The 16,454-nt window shown below is 32.4% G+C and carries 16 protein-coding genes and 1 other annotated feature; of the genes, 5 read left to right on the top strand and 11 right to left on the bottom strand.

Translation table 11 applies throughout. The features are described 5' to 3' along the window. Positions 1 to 93 precede the first annotated feature (93 nt). The 3 genes from LGK95_RS03710 (at position 94) to LGK95_RS03720 (ending at position 2,481) form a co-directional block, all read left to right on the top strand. Positions 94 to 954 carry an ABC transporter substrate-binding protein gene (locus LGK95_RS03710; protein ID WP_226122351.1) on the top strand — a complete coding sequence of 287 codons (861 nt, stop codon included), beginning with the start codon at positions 94 to 96 and terminating at the stop codon, positions 952 to 954. A 178-nt stretch (positions 955 to 1,132) separates the two neighbouring features. Continuing rightward, the gene (locus tag LGK95_RS03715) at positions 1,133 to 1,744 is read left to right on the top strand and encodes an amino acid ABC transporter permease (RefSeq protein WP_226122828.1); all 612 of its coding nucleotides are present in this window, start codon (positions 1,133 to 1,135) and stop codon (positions 1,742 to 1,744) included. Next, on the top strand, positions 1,744 to 2,481 hold the full coding sequence (locus LGK95_RS03720; protein WP_226122352.1) for an amino acid ABC transporter ATP-binding protein: 738 nt from the start codon (positions 1,744 to 1,746) through the stop codon (positions 2,479 to 2,481). Before LGK95_RS03715 ends, LGK95_RS03720 begins: the two co-directional genes overlap by 1 nt. 129 nt (positions 2,482 to 2,610) lie before the next feature. Continuing rightward, positions 2,611 to 2,884, top strand: a binding site (T-box leader). A 43-nt stretch (positions 2,885 to 2,927) separates the two neighbouring features. On the opposite strand, the gene ltrA is transcribed toward LGK95_RS03720, so the two are convergent. Further along, on the bottom strand, positions 2,928 to 4,334 hold the full coding sequence (gene ltrA / locus LGK95_RS03725) for a group II intron reverse transcriptase/maturase (protein ID WP_226122353.1): 1,407 nt from the start codon (positions 4,332 to 4,334) through the stop codon (positions 2,928 to 2,930). Positions 4,335 to 4,828: 494 nt separating this feature from the next. Between ltrA and asnB the strand changes: the two genes are divergently transcribed. After that, the gene (gene asnB, locus LGK95_RS03730) at positions 4,829 to 6,418 is read left to right on the top strand and encodes an asparagine synthase B (protein WP_226122354.1); all 1,590 of its coding nucleotides are present in this window, start codon (positions 4,829 to 4,831) and stop codon (positions 6,416 to 6,418) included. Positions 6,419 to 6,699: 281 nt separating this feature from the next. Here asnB and LGK95_RS03735 read toward each other — a convergent pair whose 3' ends face one another. From LGK95_RS03735 to LGK95_RS03780, 10 genes are all read right to left on the bottom strand, one after another. Then, positions 6,700 to 7,503, bottom strand: coding sequence for a PHP domain-containing protein (locus tag LGK95_RS03735; protein WP_226122355.1), 804 nt, complete (start codon positions 7,501 to 7,503; stop codon positions 6,700 to 6,702). A gap of 113 nt (positions 7,504 to 7,616) precedes the next feature. Then, complete coding sequence (locus LGK95_RS03740; protein WP_226122356.1) at positions 7,617 to 8,501, bottom strand: ADP-ribosylglycohydrolase family protein; 885 nt, start codon at positions 8,499 to 8,501, stop codon at positions 7,617 to 7,619. 19 nt (positions 8,502 to 8,520) lie between these two features. Continuing rightward, positions 8,521 to 9,288: a hypothetical protein gene (locus tag LGK95_RS03745; protein ID WP_226122358.1), complete on the bottom strand. Its 768-nt coding sequence runs from the start codon at positions 9,286 to 9,288 to the stop codon at positions 8,521 to 8,523. A gap of 13 nt (positions 9,289 to 9,301) precedes the next feature. Continuing rightward, complete coding sequence (locus LGK95_RS03750) at positions 9,302 to 9,499, bottom strand: hypothetical protein (protein ID WP_226122360.1); 198 nt, start codon at positions 9,497 to 9,499, stop codon at positions 9,302 to 9,304. A gap of 33 nt (positions 9,500 to 9,532) precedes the next feature. Further along, positions 9,533 to 10,393, bottom strand: a complete 861-nt coding sequence (locus LGK95_RS03755) for a WG repeat-containing protein (RefSeq protein WP_226122362.1) — start codon at positions 10,391 to 10,393, stop codon at positions 9,533 to 9,535. A 107-nt stretch (positions 10,394 to 10,500) separates the two neighbouring features. Beyond that, positions 10,501 to 11,046, bottom strand: coding sequence for a DeoR family transcriptional regulator (locus tag LGK95_RS03760; protein ID WP_226122364.1), 546 nt, complete (start codon positions 11,044 to 11,046; stop codon positions 10,501 to 10,503). A gap of 156 nt (positions 11,047 to 11,202) precedes the next feature. Continuing rightward, entirely contained in the window at positions 11,203 to 11,727 is a 525-nt protein-coding gene (locus LGK95_RS03765; RefSeq protein WP_226122366.1) for a 3'-5' exonuclease, read from the bottom strand. Positions 11,728 to 11,793: 66 nt separating this feature from the next. Beyond that, positions 11,794 to 12,708 carry a hypothetical protein gene (locus LGK95_RS03770; protein ID WP_226122368.1) on the bottom strand — a complete coding sequence of 305 codons (915 nt, stop codon included), beginning with the start codon at positions 12,706 to 12,708 and terminating at the stop codon, positions 11,794 to 11,796. Positions 12,709 to 12,932: 224 nt separating this feature from the next. After that, the gene (gene pnuC / locus LGK95_RS03775) at positions 12,933 to 14,639 is read right to left on the bottom strand and encodes a nicotinamide riboside transporter PnuC (protein WP_226122370.1); all 1,707 of its coding nucleotides are present in this window, start codon (positions 14,637 to 14,639) and stop codon (positions 12,933 to 12,935) included. A 130-nt stretch (positions 14,640 to 14,769) separates the two neighbouring features. Further along, positions 14,770 to 15,165 (bottom strand): hypothetical protein, encoded by a 396-nt coding sequence (locus LGK95_RS03780; protein ID WP_226122373.1) that lies wholly within the window; start codon positions 15,163 to 15,165, stop codon positions 14,770 to 14,772. Between the two features lie 67 nt (positions 15,166 to 15,232). Between LGK95_RS03780 and LGK95_RS03785 the strand changes: the two genes are divergently transcribed. Beyond that, positions 15,233 to 15,763 carry a hypothetical protein gene (locus tag LGK95_RS03785; protein ID WP_226122374.1) on the top strand — a complete coding sequence of 177 codons (531 nt, stop codon included), beginning with the start codon at positions 15,233 to 15,235 and terminating at the stop codon, positions 15,761 to 15,763. The last annotated feature ends 691 nt before the right edge of the window (positions 15,764 to 16,454 follow it).

Raw genomic sequence — 16,454 nt, forward strand, 5'->3', positions numbered from 1 at the left:
GATAATTGACAGATAATTGACAAATTATCCACCGAATGTTATCATATATAAACATATTAATTAAGTTGCTAATTAAATTAAAGGGGAGTCTTAATGAAAAAATTGTTACCGAAGAAATTACTTACAATATTGTTAGTTTCGATTTTTACTGCATCCTTAGTTGGATGCAGTGGCACCAATGTCGAAAAAAAGGACACAAAGGCTACTACTTATACTGGAACACTTGAAGGTGCATTGAAAGATTATACATTTAAAATGGGAACTTCTGGTACATATGCTCCATTTTCTTATTATCATACTGATGGAAAAACCTTAGTAGGTTTTGACATGGATTTCCTTCATGAATTGCAGAATATTTTAGGCTTTAAAATACAAGATGACAAAGTACTGGCTATGGACTATAGTCCGTTGACTACATCCGTTGCTGAAGGCAAACTTGACATCGTTATGGCAGCACTTTGTGCAACAGATGCAAGAAAAAAAGCAATGAATTTTACCGATACTTACTATAATGCAGGCCTGTCAGTAATTGTTAATAAAAATACTAGTCCAAAGGAAATAACAGGAATTGATAGCATTAAGAGTGGAAAATATAAAATTGCAGTACAAAAGGGAGATGCTAGTCATCTGTATCTGACTGGCGCGAACATTCCTTTAGGCAGTATTCAAGTACACGATACTATTACAACAGCCCTCGAATCACTTGAACAAGGTAAGGTAGATTGCATGGTTTATGATGCACCTGGTACTGCCTACTATGTTGAGCACAAAAAAGATACAAACCTTGCATTGGTTGGAGAGCCATTTGCTAAAGATCAGACACCTTATGCAATTGCACTTTCTTTTGATGCTTGTAAAAAAAATCCTGAATTATTAAGCATTATGAACAAAGCAATAAAAAAATTGAAAGATAATGGCACAATTGCTAAATTAGAAAAAAAATGGTGTAATTAATGTATCTACATAAAATTTAGAAATATAGCTTTTTCAAGAAATTCATGCAAATGCTTAAGTTGCATTGCAAATCATGGATTAATTGAAGAAGCGTTTGTTTTAATAAATATCAGGGTAAATTTAATAATTAAGAAAGGAGTATGTTATGGATTTAAGTTTTCTAACTGTATTGTTCCCTATGCTTCTTGAGGGATTTAAAGTAACGCTGGAAATTTCAGTGTTCGGTATACTGATTGGATTTGTGCTAGGATGTGTTTCTGGCTACGCACTTCAGTGTAAAAATAAATTTGCAAAGTTTATCGCCAATGTATATATATGGATTATTCGTTCTACACCTATAATTGTGCAAGCTTTATATGTATACTTTGTTGTACCAAAAATTACAGGTTTAGATTTGGATGCCAATACTTCAGGAATTATAGTTATATTTTTGAATTCCGGAGCATTTATTGCTGAAATAGTACGTGGTGCTCTACAAGGGATTGAACCTGGTCAGAAAGAAGCAGGATTGTCACTTGGTCTTACACCTTTTCAGACTCTAATGCACCTAATTGTTCCGCCTGCTTTTCGCTCAATGTTACCAGCTTTGTTCAATCAGTTTATTATTTCTGTTAAGGACACGGCAATACTTTCTATAATCGTTGTAAATGAAATAACAAAACAAATCCAAAACTATGCAGCATTAAGTTTTAATACGATAGAGGCTTATACTGCGGGCGCTCTCTTCTATATGGTGATAATTTCAGTTCTCATTATCATCCAAAAGCAAGTCGAAAGGAGGATTAGTTGATGGATACTTTACTAAAAGTAAATAAATTATCTAAAAGTTTTGGTGATTTAGAGGTTCTTAAAGATATTAACCTAGAAGTTACCGAGGGGGAAGTTATCTGCATTATCGGTCCTTCTGGTTCAGGTAAAAGCACCTTGCTTCGTTGTATTAACCAGTTGGAGTTACAGTCCGGTGGAAATATCTATTACAAGGATAAAAATATTGGTCGTAAGAATCATGATCTGCGAAAATTTCGTGAAGAAGTTGGTATGACATTTCAAAATTTTAACTTATTCCCGATGAAAAGTGTTCTAAAAAACATTATGCTTGCACCAGTTTTAACCAAGAAGAAGTCAAAACGTGAAGCTGAAAAAAAAGCACTTGAATTGCTTAAAAAGGTAGGACTAGAAGACAAAGCACATTCAATGCCTTCCACACTATCTGGTGGTCAGCAACAGCGTGTTGCAATAGCTAGGGCCCTTGCAATGGAGCCAAAGGTTTTGCTTTTTGATGAGCCTACATCTGCATTGGATCCAGAGCTTGTTGGAGAAGTTCTTCAGGTTATGAAGGACTTAGCCAATGAAGGTATGACTATGATAGTGGTAACTCATGAAATGGACTTTGCAAGAGAAGTTTCAGATAGAGTTATTTTTATGGATGATGGATATATTGTTGAAGAAGACAATCCAGAAGAAATTTTTACAAATCCAAAGAATGAACGAACGAAAGCTTTCCTTTCAAGAATAATTGGAGATTAAAATGCATAAAAAGATATTGTGTAACAAAAAATGAATTTCATTTAAAGAAATAATTCATAAAACTATTGACGAATTATAAAATACAAAGTAAAATGAAATAAATTCAAAACTAAATATCATATGATCAATAGAAAAGCCTTGATGGGAAGAGTAGTTATTATGAAGTAGTCAAAGCGAATCAGTGGTGGTGAGAGACTGATTCGAATCAAATAATGAAGAACATCCCGGAGCTTCCAAGCGAAATTTATTAAGAGTAGTATTGGACGGAGCCAAACCGTTACATCTTGGACAGTATCGAATTAATATTAATTCCGTACTGATTAGAGTGAGCTTTATAAGCTAATTTAGGTGGCAGCGCGAATCGAGTAGGAGCTAAATAATTAATTTATTTAGCGACCTCTCACACCACCGTGCGTACCGTTCGGTACACGGCGGTTCAATAAGAATTACCTAATCATAAATTTTTCAGTTAATGTTACAAACCCTTGTTCTTTAAGGTATTTATTAGTTAGAGTTCTTGCTAGAATGGGGCTGTTGGATATTCTCCAATAGCCTTTTCTTGTATTCGCATATTCCCAAGCTTTATATTCATTAATACCAAGCTTTTTGAGATTATCGTGTCTTGTTTTAATTCTCTTCCATTGTTTCCAATAGCATAAGCGAATTCTTCTTCTTAGCCACTCATCTAAGGTTTTAAGTGCACTTTTCATATCTGCTAATTTAAAATAGTTTACCCATCCAACTATAACTTGTCTTAGTTTAATAGCACGAAGTTCCATACTCATTGCATTACTTCTTCCTGTTATTTCTTTAAGCTTACATTTAAGTTTCTTAACAGAATTTTGATGTACTCTTATTCCCATTTCACCTTTTTTGGGGTAAAATGTAAATCCTAAATACTTCAACTTCCACGGTCTATCGACCTTGCTCTTGTCTTTATTGACTTTGAGTTTCAAATCCTCTTCTATAAACCTTGTTATACTTGCCATTACTCGGAATGCTGATTTCTTTGATTTTAAATAAATATTACAATCGTCAGCATAACGGCAGAAGTGTAATCCTCGCTTTTCTAATTCTTTATCCAGCTCATTTAACATGACGTTACTAAGTAACGGTGAAAGATTGCCACCTTGCGGTACACCTTTTTGAGAGGTATTAAAAATGCCTCTTTCCATTACTCCTGCTTGAAGATATTTTCTTATAAGGGCTATTACCCTAACATCTTTTACTTCTTTATAAACCAAGCCTATTAATTTGTCATGATTTACAGTATCGAAGTATTTCTCCAAATCAATATCTACTGCCCACTTGTAACCTTTATCCATGTATTCTTTGCATTTTAGAATTGCTTGGTGTGCACTTCTATTGGGTCTAAATCCATAACTATTTTCTGAAAATTTCTCTTCAAAAATCGGATTTAAAACTTGAGCGATAGCTTGTTGTACTACTCGGTCTACAGCTGTTGGTATTCCTAGTGGTCGTTTCTTTCCATCAGGCTTAGGTATTTCTACCCGCCTTACTGGATTAGGTTTATACCTACCTTCCAATAGTGATTGCCGAAGGCTGGCGCCATTTTCTTTTAAGTATTGTAGAAGTTCATCTACCTTCATACCATCAACACCATGACTACCTTTATTGGCTCTAACTTTCTTAAATGCTTGATTTAAGTTGTTTCTGTCAATAATCCTTTCAAACAATCCATTGGTGTATTTATTTTCGGCGTTCTGTCGCTTTTCTACCGTCAATGAAATGCTGGGCGCTCCTACATACTCTTCGAGTTCCACTCTATCCTTTTGTAGGTAACCTTCATTATGAAGTTGTCTGCTGTTATCACATTTCTTTGTGTTTTTCAAAGTTTCAAAACCTCCTATCGTTCAGTCCTTCACCTAAGGTTCATGAACCTCCTGCTACTATGACGTCTGCTGACTTCTTAGATTTCAGCTTTACATTACTGCAAAGGTTGTTATTTAAAAATACATTTCAATAACATTTATCTAAGACCTCCCCGGGTAAGAACGCAATCTTTCACTCCATCTATCTGCTACATTTACACCACTTGTTTCGAATAGTTTTGGGCTTCGTTTTGTCTTGCAAACTTACCCACAAGCATATGCCTTATATGTAGTTTCTGTTCGTCAGACCAGAGTTTAGCCGCCAACTTCCTTCAGATTCCACCTCACGGTGGACACCCTTGTCTTAAGCTATGCACTTGGCACTATTAACCCGTGCTAGGGACTTTCACCCATTAGATTGCGCCCATGCCGGGCGCACAAGTATAAGTCTTTCGTCCTATTTTTATAGGATGAAGGGCTTTTTTTTATATTTAAATTTAAGGAGGAATACTAACATGTGTACAATTATGTGTTATACAGGAACAGACATGAAACATGATAAATTTGCAGCGGCATTACAAAGAACCGAATCGAGAGGACCAGATATGACAGAAATTCTTACTTTACCATCTGGTATCTTGGGGTTCCAAAGACTTTCTATTATGGATTTAAGTTTTAGCGGAATGCAGCCATACACAAGAAATACAGATGCATCAATCTGTAATGGTGAAATTTACGGTTTCCGCGAAATTAAAAAAGACCTAATGGAAAAAGGACATAAGTTTATTTCTGATAGTGATTGCGAAATATTGCTTCCAATGTACTATGAATATGGGCTAGATATGTTTTCAAAATTAGATGCAGAATTCGCAATTATCATCTACGATGGAAAAAAGAACAGTTTCATTGCAGCACGAGATCCAATTGGAATCCGTCCTCTTTTTTATGGTTATTCCGAATCAGGTAACATCATATTTGCAAGTGAAGCGAAAAATTTAGTTGGTCTTACATACAATATTATGCCTTTCCCGCCAGGACATTATTATGCTGATGGTAAGTTTACATGCTATTGTGATATCGCAGAAACAGAGGGTGATTATTGCAAGGATGACTTAGAAGTTATCTGCAGCAAAATTCATGATAAATTTGTAACTGCTATAGAAAAACGTATGGATGCTGATGCTCCTGTAGGTTTCTTGTTAAGTGGAGGCCTCGACAGCTCCTTAGTATGTTCAATTGCTCAAAAAATGTATCCTGGAAACCCAATTAAAACCTTTGCCATAGGTATGACTGAGGATGCAATTGACCTTAAATATGCCCAGGAAGTTGCAGATTACATTCATAGTGATCACACCACTATATATATGACAAAAGAAGAAGTGCTTGGATCACTTGAGCAGGTTATTAAACTTCTTGGAACCTACGATATTACAACAATAAGAGCAAGTATGGGAATGTATTTGATTTGCAAGAAAATACACGAGATTTCTGATGTCAGAGTGCTTCTAACCGGTGAAATTTCTGATGAGTTATTTGGATATAAATATACTGATTTTGCTCCAAATGCAGAAGAATTTCAAAAGGAATCACAAAAGAGAATCCGAGAGCTTTATATGTACGATGTGCTTCGTGCAGACCGTTGTATCAGCTCAAATTCTATAGAAGCAAGGGTACCATTTGGGGATTTAGATTTTGTAAAGTATGTTATGTCCATCGACCCTGAAAAGAAATTAAACAAATACAACATGGGTAAATACCTTTTGAGGCATTCGTTTGAAGGGGATTATCTGCCAGATAATATTTTATATCGGGAAAAAGCAGCATTTAGCGATGCTGTAGGGCATTCTATGGTAGACTATTTAAAAGAATATGCAGAAACATGCTATTCTGATGAAGAATTTGAAAAACTATGTAAAAAGTATAAATATAATTCTAAACCATTCACAAAAGAATCATTGTTATACAGAGAATTTTTTGAAAAATATTATCCATTACAAGCAGAAATGATAGTAGACTTTTGGATGCCAAACAAAGAATGGGAAGGCTGTGACGTAAACGATCCCAGTGCCAGAATGTTGTCAAATTATGGTGCCAGTGGTAAATAATTAAGGAAATAAGGGTACCGTTTATATAGGATACCCTTGTTTATTTATATCTGCATCAAATGCACAATTTACAGCAGTATTATTCTAACTCTTTAACCTCAAATTTTTCCTTTGCCATTTCAGCATATATAGTTTAAACCATTCTACTTTTATTAATAACTTCAACTATTTTTTTATATATAAATTATATTATTCTCTTTAATTAACTCACTCATCAAAACACATCCTTCATAAGAAATCACAATAATTAAATTAGCAAAACAAATTGTGTTCTCAATTTGTTAATGTCCCCCGGGGAATTTTTCGAAGAAGCCTGTGACTGAGGTTGCTATTATATCAGCAGATATCTGATCTATCCCAGGTACAATTTCTCCACTAGCAACCATATTTGCAAGTCTTAGCCTCTTTATATTAAAATCATCACTAATTGAATGAGTATCTGTACTTGCTGTTATCTCTATATTTTGTTCCCTTAGCTTTTTAAAAAGCTTGATTACCTGTGGACTATCCCAATTGCCTATTATATAGTCAAAGTATTTATGCTCGGCACGGGTATTTAGTTCCCAAAATATATTGTATTTTTTTAATATAGAAATCACATAGTCCATGCCATACTCTGTTCCTTTTCCCTCACTATATATCTCAGAGAGCTTGAATAAATCAGTATGAGCAAGGCCAATCCTAGAATTTATTTTTTCTACTATTCGTCCAATATCTTTTAGCTTTACATGATATCTATTGGGATCTTCAAAAGTTACCAGCCCGTCAATTCTTTCCAGTAGTACAAAATCTGTTTTGCTTAACTTTTCATATGGTATTCTGCTTTCTCCACCTACCTCATTAAAATTAAGATTTATCTCTATCCCTGCTTTTACTTCTATTTTATCCTTGTATTTTTTCTTCAGATAATTTATTTCATCAATATAATCTTCAAAAGGTTTAAGTTTAGGTTTTTCCATAAAAAAAGCCTTATGATGATCCGAAATTCCAATAACTCTAACTCCATTTTCTATAGAGTTCAAGATTATTTTTTCGGGAGTATGATCGCCATCTGAATAAGTTGTATGAGTATGCAAATCCAGCACATAAAGCCCCCCTTCCCTTTATTTTCTTTATTATAGTAGCAAGTCTAGAAAATTTTGTTTCTTTAATATCAAAATCTCAGCAGTGTATTTTTATATACATGAACTTAAAATTATTATTCTATTCCTACTTCTAACATATTTGCAAGATTAATCAACTTTTCTTTAACGAGTATTTTCTCTCTCCATCTTTCTGGAATAGCACTATATCCATAATAAACTCCAGCGAGCCCTCCAGCTATAGCACCTATAGTATCTGGGTCACCATATAAATTAACAGCCTCACAAATAATATCCTCTACATTTGAATTGTTAATAAAACACCATAATGCACACTGAAGTGTATCTACCACATATCCCGAAGGATTAAGGTTCTCCTTTTTCATATGGAACACCTTTTCATATTCTGCATAGCCTTTTACAACTTCTTTTATTGTCTCTAATTTATCTCCGCCATCTAAATATTTATAAATTATTGTATTATATAATATACAGGCATTTGAGGCCTTTAAATTATAATGAGTCATATCTGATTGAGCTTTTGTGATCTTAACCATTTTATCAAGGTCTCTATAAAATAGTGGAACAGGAATGCATCTCATTAAGGTTCCATTACCTGCATTCCTTCCATTAGAGTATTTGTAGATTTTAAGACTTGCTTCCATCCAGTCTCCACAATGGATAAATCCGTCAATGGCCTCCTGACATGTTATTCCGATATCAATTGGATCCGTTTTATACCATTCAACAAATCTTTTACCTATTGCCGCTATTGGAGACTTGGGATTTTCAAGTAATCCCTCTGCAACCGCTATAGTCATCACTGTATCATCTGTAACATCTCCTGGCCTCAAATGCATTTCCCCTCCACCTATCATTTCTTTGTGATAACCGTACTTTTCTACACCTATATCTTTAGGAGTGAACTCTAGGGTTCCCCCTAGAGCATCTCCGCAAGCAACTCCGAATAGTCCACCTAAAACTCTTTCTAATCTATCCATGGTTTACACCTCCATTATATTAATCTTCTTTAACCGTTAGCAACCAAATTGCATCCTTTTTAATTTTCATATCTTTACCTACAATTAATAAGTTATTATCAAAAAACTCTACTATACCATAGATTTTTATTTGTGATAAAATCTTTTGCTCTCTCACTGCACTAATTACCTTTTGGTACCATGGAAACCTATCTCCCAAATTTTCCTTTGACTCACTATTTAAGGCAAAAGTTTGAATTGATCCTCTATAGTTAACTGTATCATGAATAACTGCGACAGGCCTAATTGGTTCTTCAGTCCTTAAAGTTCTATGATTTTTAGTTCCTTCCTCTAGAAGTTCATACTCACCAGATTTAAGATGTATCTTAAATCTATTTGTTAAAATATAGTCTCCAGCTATAGAACCACCACGGAAACTTATTAAACGTATGTCTTTAACTACCTTTTCTCTACCCTGTCTTATTGCCATCCGTTCTTCATATGAATCCTCATACCAATGTTTCCATAGATATTTACCGTTGTTCATATCAATGCCACATATACCTAAACTCATGGTGCATGGTCCAGGCATTGCATGTCTGTCTGTAATCAACATATGTGAATTTTCAAGATAAATCATGTAACCTAGATTTGAGTGCTGCCAATTTTCCTTCCACAAAAGCTTACCACTCCTATCTATAAGCATTCCACCGTCACCAAGCAAGTATTTATTCTCAATGTTATAGAACCTATTATACCTATCACTACAACCATCAGAAATAAATATAATTTTTAGAGTTAACTCCATTAAAAGCCCTCCTTTATATATTATTTATAAGTGCAACTAACAAATTCCCTCTACCAACTAATTTTCCGTTTCTATCTCTTGTAACATTTGTTTTAGGGTCATATCTTCCAAGAAGCCTTCCATTAGCATCCCTTATTTGATACTCTCCATTAACTTCCTTTATTTTTCCAAGCAGATGACCATTTCTATCTCTTAAATTTTCAGTAGACACATAAACACCTCCCTAAGTAATGTTACCAACTTACTAATCATATCGAGAAAGGGTATTTATCAAAAATACTGCTTCTTTTTTTAAAAGTGATATATCAGTTATCAATCTTCCATCCTCGCAAATTACACCGTACTTACGTTTCCTTTTTAGAATATAATATCTACTGGGTACAGTATTTCTACTATTGTCTTGCTTGATTTCGTGACAGGTAGGTTTGTTATCAAGCTCAGGTTTCACAATCAAGTTACAATTTTTATCATAAACACCCCACTTTAACCTGAAATAGCATGTAGCCTCTGCTTTAACATCTAATAATACTGACATCCTTAGGTCGTATGCACCTACATGAAGTTCACATGCTTCTTTTATTGAACAAAAAATCAAATTGTCATCATAGTGTATCTCCAAATTATTATATTCTAATGGAATAATTGTTACATTTTCATTGTCAATTATCCCCCACTTCTGATTCAAAGCAACCTTGAACCTATCGCAATATTTGAATATATCAGCAGCATCATCATACTTCAATGGAACAATAATTTTACCATTTCTATCAATATAGCCATGCTTGCCACCATGTGTAATTATATCGCCATTATCAATGAACTCTATCTGAGTCTCCATTGCAACATGTGCATATCCGTTATAGAAACGTCCTACATAGTCAAAAACAGGATCTATCTTTATCTCTCCAGTATAAATATCTGCAAACCCCCATTTCCCTTCCACCTCAAACTGAATCAACCCAAATTCACACTCTTCTCTTGCCATAAATATATTTTTCGGGAAACGTAACTTACCATTTTTATTTTGAATATATACCAAACCCTCTTTTACAACTCCATTCACTGGGCCAGAAATCCATGTGTGATAAATTATGCATTTTTTCATATTATTTCACCTCCTAATTTATATTGCAACTTCTTCTAGACTTAGTATCTCTTATCTATATGCTTAATTAGATAAAATAATTTTTATTAACTCGAAATACCACTTTTTTACTTTACATCTCCATATAAATATTCAAGCTTGTATTGAAGTCCTTCTAACCCCTCTGGGAATTCAACAATATAGCATCTGTCAAAACGATCATACTCAACTGAATAACCTATTTTAGTTAGTACTAAAAAATCTCTTTGCATTGTTCGTACACTTAAATTTGGAAACCTATTTTTATACCAACTACTGCAGGTTTCTTGATTTGCAGAATTATCATCATCACATGACAATTCAGTATGATATTTTAACCCTAACATAATGGTTGCTAGTCTTATTAATTTTTCAATGTGCGAATTTTTCGCTTTATTATCTGAAAAAATTGGTACTGAAAAAGGACAGGGAATATCATTATCGAAATGAATATATCCCTTTTCTTTTTTAGAAAATCGAATATTTATAAGTCCTGCATTTTGAAGCTCTTTTAAATCACGAGTTATTGTTTTATGACTTATTTTTATTAAATTTGTAATTTCTATTAATTCTACAACTTCGCTATATAAGAAAATGTGAAATATGGCAAGTTGTCGAAATGTTTTACCAATCATTCCTTTTTCCCTCCTTTAGCCTAGTTTTATTATATATTAGTGGTAGAAGATCTTAAGGACAGTTGTATGTCGTAGGCTTTTCTCGTATAAAAATAACCGTTCAAAGTGTAGCTCAACACCTTAATCGATTATTTTTATAAACTTATTTAATTAAAATTAACTATACATTTTAGATATTAGTTTTCCTTCATTGCATAGATGAAAAAATATTTTTTCACACGCAATAGTATCATCTAAAGCATTATGATGATTGTTTAATGAAATCCCATAATACTCACATAAAGTAACTAACTTATGGTTTTCAGTAGGCAGTTTTAATTTTTTAGCATTCATACATGTACAGACACTTTCTAATTCTCCACATTCAATGTTATATCGTTTAATTTCTCCTAAAAGAACTTTCATATCATACTGAGCATTATGTGCAACTAATGTACATCCTTCAATGTATTTTTTTATCTCTTGCCAGGTATCATTGAAATTTGGTTTATTTTGAACATCTCTTTTTGTAATACTATGCACTTTTGTTGCTCGATACTCTATTTGTGCCATTGGATTTATCATATAGTAATTTTCACAGACCCTCCTACCTTTGTTATAATGAACAATTCCTAAAGACACCGCTCTATTTTCCCTAAAACCCGTGGTTTCAAAATCAAGAAATGTTATTTTATCTTTCATAGCCTCACTAATCCTTTATGCAATATTTAATATTCAAATTGTATTCTAGTGAAAATCTAATGCTCTTTATTTTACTTGGGGATGTGTAAAGAAACCATCAGCATACATATTTTTTCTATCAATATCTACAGCTTTTATATAAGCTAATAATCTTATTTTGTCTTCAATATCAGGATGGTTTATTATCAATTCTGTTATTTGTTTTTGAGCTTTTGCTAAATATCTGCCAACTATAATCATTTCCTCTATTTCATCATCAATAACTATTGTTTCATATTTATAGCTAGGCAATAGACCTAATTGTTTTAACTGGCGGTATTGCTCCTCGTAAGTATGCTTATAACATGTAAAATATTTCTTTACATGATCTGAATAATCTTTGATTTGTCTATATACCTTTTCCTTTAACTCCTCATTGTTGCCAAGTTTAACTTCCATAATTACCATTCTATACAAATTTCCATCTATTTGTTTAAGACCCATCAAGTCCATTCTTTTTCCGTTTGCATATTTATCTGTTATCTGAATATCAATTAAACAATCTTTCTCGTTAAGAATATTATCTGACATAATCAAGTGCTGAAATTCTAGTTCTTCTTTATAACCTACTTTAATTATTTTTTCCTTTATACTTGCAATATAAGTTTTTTGAAGGAGTTTTCTTAATTCGCATTGTTCTATATTAAATCTATAAATTGTTTCTTTTCCTTTAATAGTAAGAACTTTATACTTGTTACTAAAGTCAGGATCATTAATTAGTTCAGTTGGTATAAATTTACTATGTATATCAACCGTATATTTATTTTCAGATTTAAATGATACTTTTGCTAAACTATTACCTCTATAATAAATATTAAAATAATTTTCTCTAAGACAAAGTATTAGCTCCCCTTCTGAATTAATAATATTCTTTAACAGAAATCCGCTCTCTTGCATTAACCTAATAAGATTTGTATCGTTCAAATATCTTTTTATAGCCAATTTTGTCAACCCCTTATTTTATTATTTCAACTCAAATTTTATTAAAAATGTTCCCTTTAATTAAATGCCTAATACTTTAATAATATTACAGTTATTTTAATTTATTTAATTGCTCCCTCCTAAATTAACAAACATTGTATAAGGATCAAACATAAAAGAGCCAGCCAAAGTGAATCTGCATCACCTCAACTAGCTCTTTAAATGTTTCTTAAATTTCTTTCATATTAAGTAAATTTCTTGAATTTACTTAATATCCTATCAACCTTAGCCATTCGTTCTTCCAAGTTTCCACTTAACAAAATATACGGTATTTCTCTTTGTTTCAAGTCAGCAATAATCTGTTTTTGAAAAACCAATCTTTTTTGGTCACCACTCCTATCCCACGTATCATCATAAGGAAAATCAGTATCACACAAGAAAAACAAATCATATCTTTGTGAATTTTCAAATGCTAATTTTGTCAGTAATCTAGGTACTTTTCCATGATAATCAATAGAAAACATATAGGTGCTTATAGCATTCGTATCAACAAACAAATACTTATTTGCATTTATTGTTTCATTTTCTTCTCTTTGTATATGACCAAGTGCTATTTCGTCAAAAGCTTTCAAAGGTAGCCTTCTCTTAATTTGATGTTCTTCCCAATAATCCCTACCATACTCACTGGTAAAGGTAGTTTTATATTTTTTTGCTAAAGCTTCTGTAATAGTTGATTTTCCTGTTGAGGGTGCTCCTAAAAATACAATTTTAGTTATCATATCCCTATATACCACATCTGATATATATTTACGATTTATATAAGCATTTTCACGAATGGATGTACCTGATATTGGCACAACATCTCTTGATTCGTCAACTCGTCTATCTATAGCATTTAACGCCTTACTCATATGCTCACCATAAAATTCACTTGAATAAAAATGCGTTATTTTTTTACCATTTAAAAGACCTTTGATATATGTTTCTTCTGCTATTTGATATTCTCTATTATGTCCCACTCCAACTGGTCCATTCCAAGCTTCAATTACAATTACACATGGATATAAGGTTTTAATCCAGTTTGCTCTCATATTAAGAGGTATTTGTGTTAAATCAGTATCATAAATAATCACAATTAATTCATCTATCTCTTTTAATGCCGTTTCTACAATAAATTGATGCCCTTTATGAAATGGTGCAAACTTTCCTAATATAAGCCCTGTTTTAATCATTATTTTCTTTTGCTCTTTATTCCAAATATAATAACCATAGACAGCATTTATAAGATAAGCACTCCACATAACAATCATCATTGCTCCATCTTGGCTTCCCGCTATTGTTCTCATTGTCCACATAACTATAGTAAATACATTTAATGAAATATATAAAAGCCATTGTTCTTTATATCGTTTCATCATTAAAAAAGTTGCTGCAATGGATAGTATATCAGTTGTTGCATCGATATATGGCAAGTTTTGACCTTTTATTGTGGATAATAAAAAGCCTAAAATTACAATACTTCCTACGCAAATTATAGTAATTATTGCAAAGCTTCTTTTTCTCATCTGTAACATTTTTACCTTAGTACCATTAATGTGTTTTCTCCACATAAAAAAGCCTATAATGCTTGTTGGCAGAAAGAATAATAAATTTAATCCTACCTCACCATATAAACCATTATTATATGCAAGATAAGCGTACCCTATCGTATTATAAATGCCAAATGAATAATTCCATAAGCTCCCTTTAGCAACTAAAACAACGCATAATACTCCCGTTATAAATACTGAAAAACCAAATAAAGTATCTTTCCATATAATTGTTAAGGCAATTGCCACTGCACTGAATATACAAAGCCAGGTTATTTCATAAAATGTCCAATCTTTTAATGTTTTATTTATCATACATCTATAATTACCTCTTTTCTTATCTCTTAATTTAGATTTATTCACATCTAATGTCCTAAACTTAACTGTATATCCTATATCACTATTTTCTCACCAAGTAAAGATGATATAAATAGATCTCGTTTATCTACCATTAATAAGCCCTCTAAAATAAGACTTTAGTTTTACTACAGTTTTATATTTCATAAGGATCAATTATAAACTTATAATCAATAAAGCAAAAAGTCACACCATCTTCTCTTTTAGATAATTCAATATAAACTTCAGTACAAATATCTATAAGAGAGGCAATAGGATTAATTGAATCTCCGTTTCTGTAAAAGCCTATTGAGTTATCATTATAACTGTCAATGTAATCTGCTTTTATCAAAGTCCCATTACAAATGATATAGTCTTTGTCTATGGAAAATTCTAACCTTGGTATTTTATCCATTTCTTCATCATTTAAGTATATAACTAGCCTTCCTAAAGGTTCTTTACTTGCAGCCTTGCTTTTGCTTGTGTCAACCTTTACCCTATTTAAATTAGCAAGAAGAAATTGTTTACAGTTTCTTCCATGGGGTCGGACCACGTTACAGAAATTGGTAATGAAGTGGACAAGTTCTGTTTGCTAATGGCTTAGTGGACATTGGTTTTATGTGTTTAGTTCTAATGATCCAGAAGGAAACGATGATGGAGCTGATTGGCGTTTATGTATTGATAAAACGACTAAAAAAGCTTACATGTATTACTCTAATAATAAATTGGTGGACTTTGGCTCAGATTACACTCCCCCAGAAGCTCCTAGTTCAGTTACTGTTACTGATGCTACTACTCCAGATTACCTTAGTGACGGTAGTGACCGCGAACCTATAATAAGTTCAAATAAGACAACTACAGTAACTTACACTATGGATAATAATACATTTCTAAAGTACAATTATGAAAATGGAACAACATTTAAACTTAAAATAGGTCAAAAAATCAAATTAGACGGAACCGTAACAAATTCAAACTTTAGAACTATGCTTGATAGTGCTGATGATATATTTACTTTTCCAATAACCAATAAAGATAATCCAGATATCACTATTAGAATGGCTAAAGTTGGTACAGGTGATATAGAGGTTGTCCCTAATTATTCTGATTGGGATAGGGCTTATACTATTCACGTAATTGTAACTGATTAATACCTAAGGGGAGTATTCCCCTTACTTTAAAATAACCAACGGAGGTTACAAGTCCTCGTGTAATATTGAGTAAAGTAATAATAAGGAGACAATAATAATGTGTAAAGCTGTAGAACTTATTTAGTATTTCTTCTAGGTTGTGTCATTTGCAATAAAAAAGGCCCTCATATAACTATGAGAACCTTACTATGTGGTGCGTCGGACAAACGTCGATCCTGCGACCAACTGGTTCGTAAATTGGCGTTTTAAGTAATTTTAAATAGCCCTAAAAGTGGCTTAAATGCTCACTTTATTTTTTAAACCATGCTTGTCTATCCCTGTTTATTTTAGACTATAAGGGGCAAAAAAAGGGGCAAAATTAATATACTCCTTTTGTTTCAGAATTTATTATTAATATGTTTTTTGTAATTACTCATACAAGAACCTCCAAATACTGTTTTAGTATTTTTTGAACTCTACAAACTTCAGCATATTTCATTAATTTGTTAAAGTTTCTATCTTTCCTTTTTATATACTCATTAATTGCTTCTTTCACAATATAAATTCCAATTTTATTTCTATATCTTATACAATCACATATTGTCTTTTCTATATCATATATCTTAATTAAATGTTCATCTACTTCTATATTAGTTATACCTATATTTAGCTGTTTTTGTGAATAATATAAAAGCTTAATTGGTGGATACTC

This window comes from Clostridium algoriphilum, assembly GCF_020443705.1.
Lineage (GTDB): Bacteria > Bacillota > Clostridia > Clostridiales > Clostridiaceae > Clostridium_AD > Clostridium_AD algoriphilum.

Coding starts and splice junctions, on each gene's coding strand:
- LGK95_RS03710 (WP_226122351.1), top strand. CDS start 94: ATGAAAAAATTGTTACCGAAGAAATTACTTACAATATTGTTAGTTTCG.
- LGK95_RS03715 (WP_226122828.1), top strand. CDS start 1,133: ATGCTTCTTGAGGGATTTAAAGTAACGCTGGAAATTTCAGTGTTCGGT.
- LGK95_RS03720 (WP_226122352.1), top strand. CDS start 1,744: ATGGATACTTTACTAAAAGTAAATAAATTATCTAAAAGTTTTGGTGAT.
- asnB (WP_226122354.1), top strand. CDS start 4,829: ATGTGTACAATTATGTGTTATACAGGAACAGACATGAAACATGATAAA.
- LGK95_RS03740 (WP_226122356.1), bottom strand. CDS start 8,501: ATGGATAGATTAGAAAGAGTTTTAGGTGGACTATTCGGAGTTGCTTGC.
- LGK95_RS03745 (WP_226122358.1), bottom strand. CDS start 9,288: ATGGAGTTAACTCTAAAAATTATATTTATTTCTGATGGTTGTAGTGAT.
- LGK95_RS03755 (WP_226122362.1), bottom strand. CDS start 10,393: ATGAAAAAATGCATAATTTATCACACATGGATTTCTGGCCCAGTGAAT.
- LGK95_RS03760 (WP_226122364.1), bottom strand. CDS start 11,046: ATGATTGGTAAAACATTTCGACAACTTGCCATATTTCACATTTTCTTA.
- LGK95_RS03765 (WP_226122366.1), bottom strand. CDS start 11,727: ATGAAAGATAAAATAACATTTCTTGATTTTGAAACCACGGGTTTTAGG.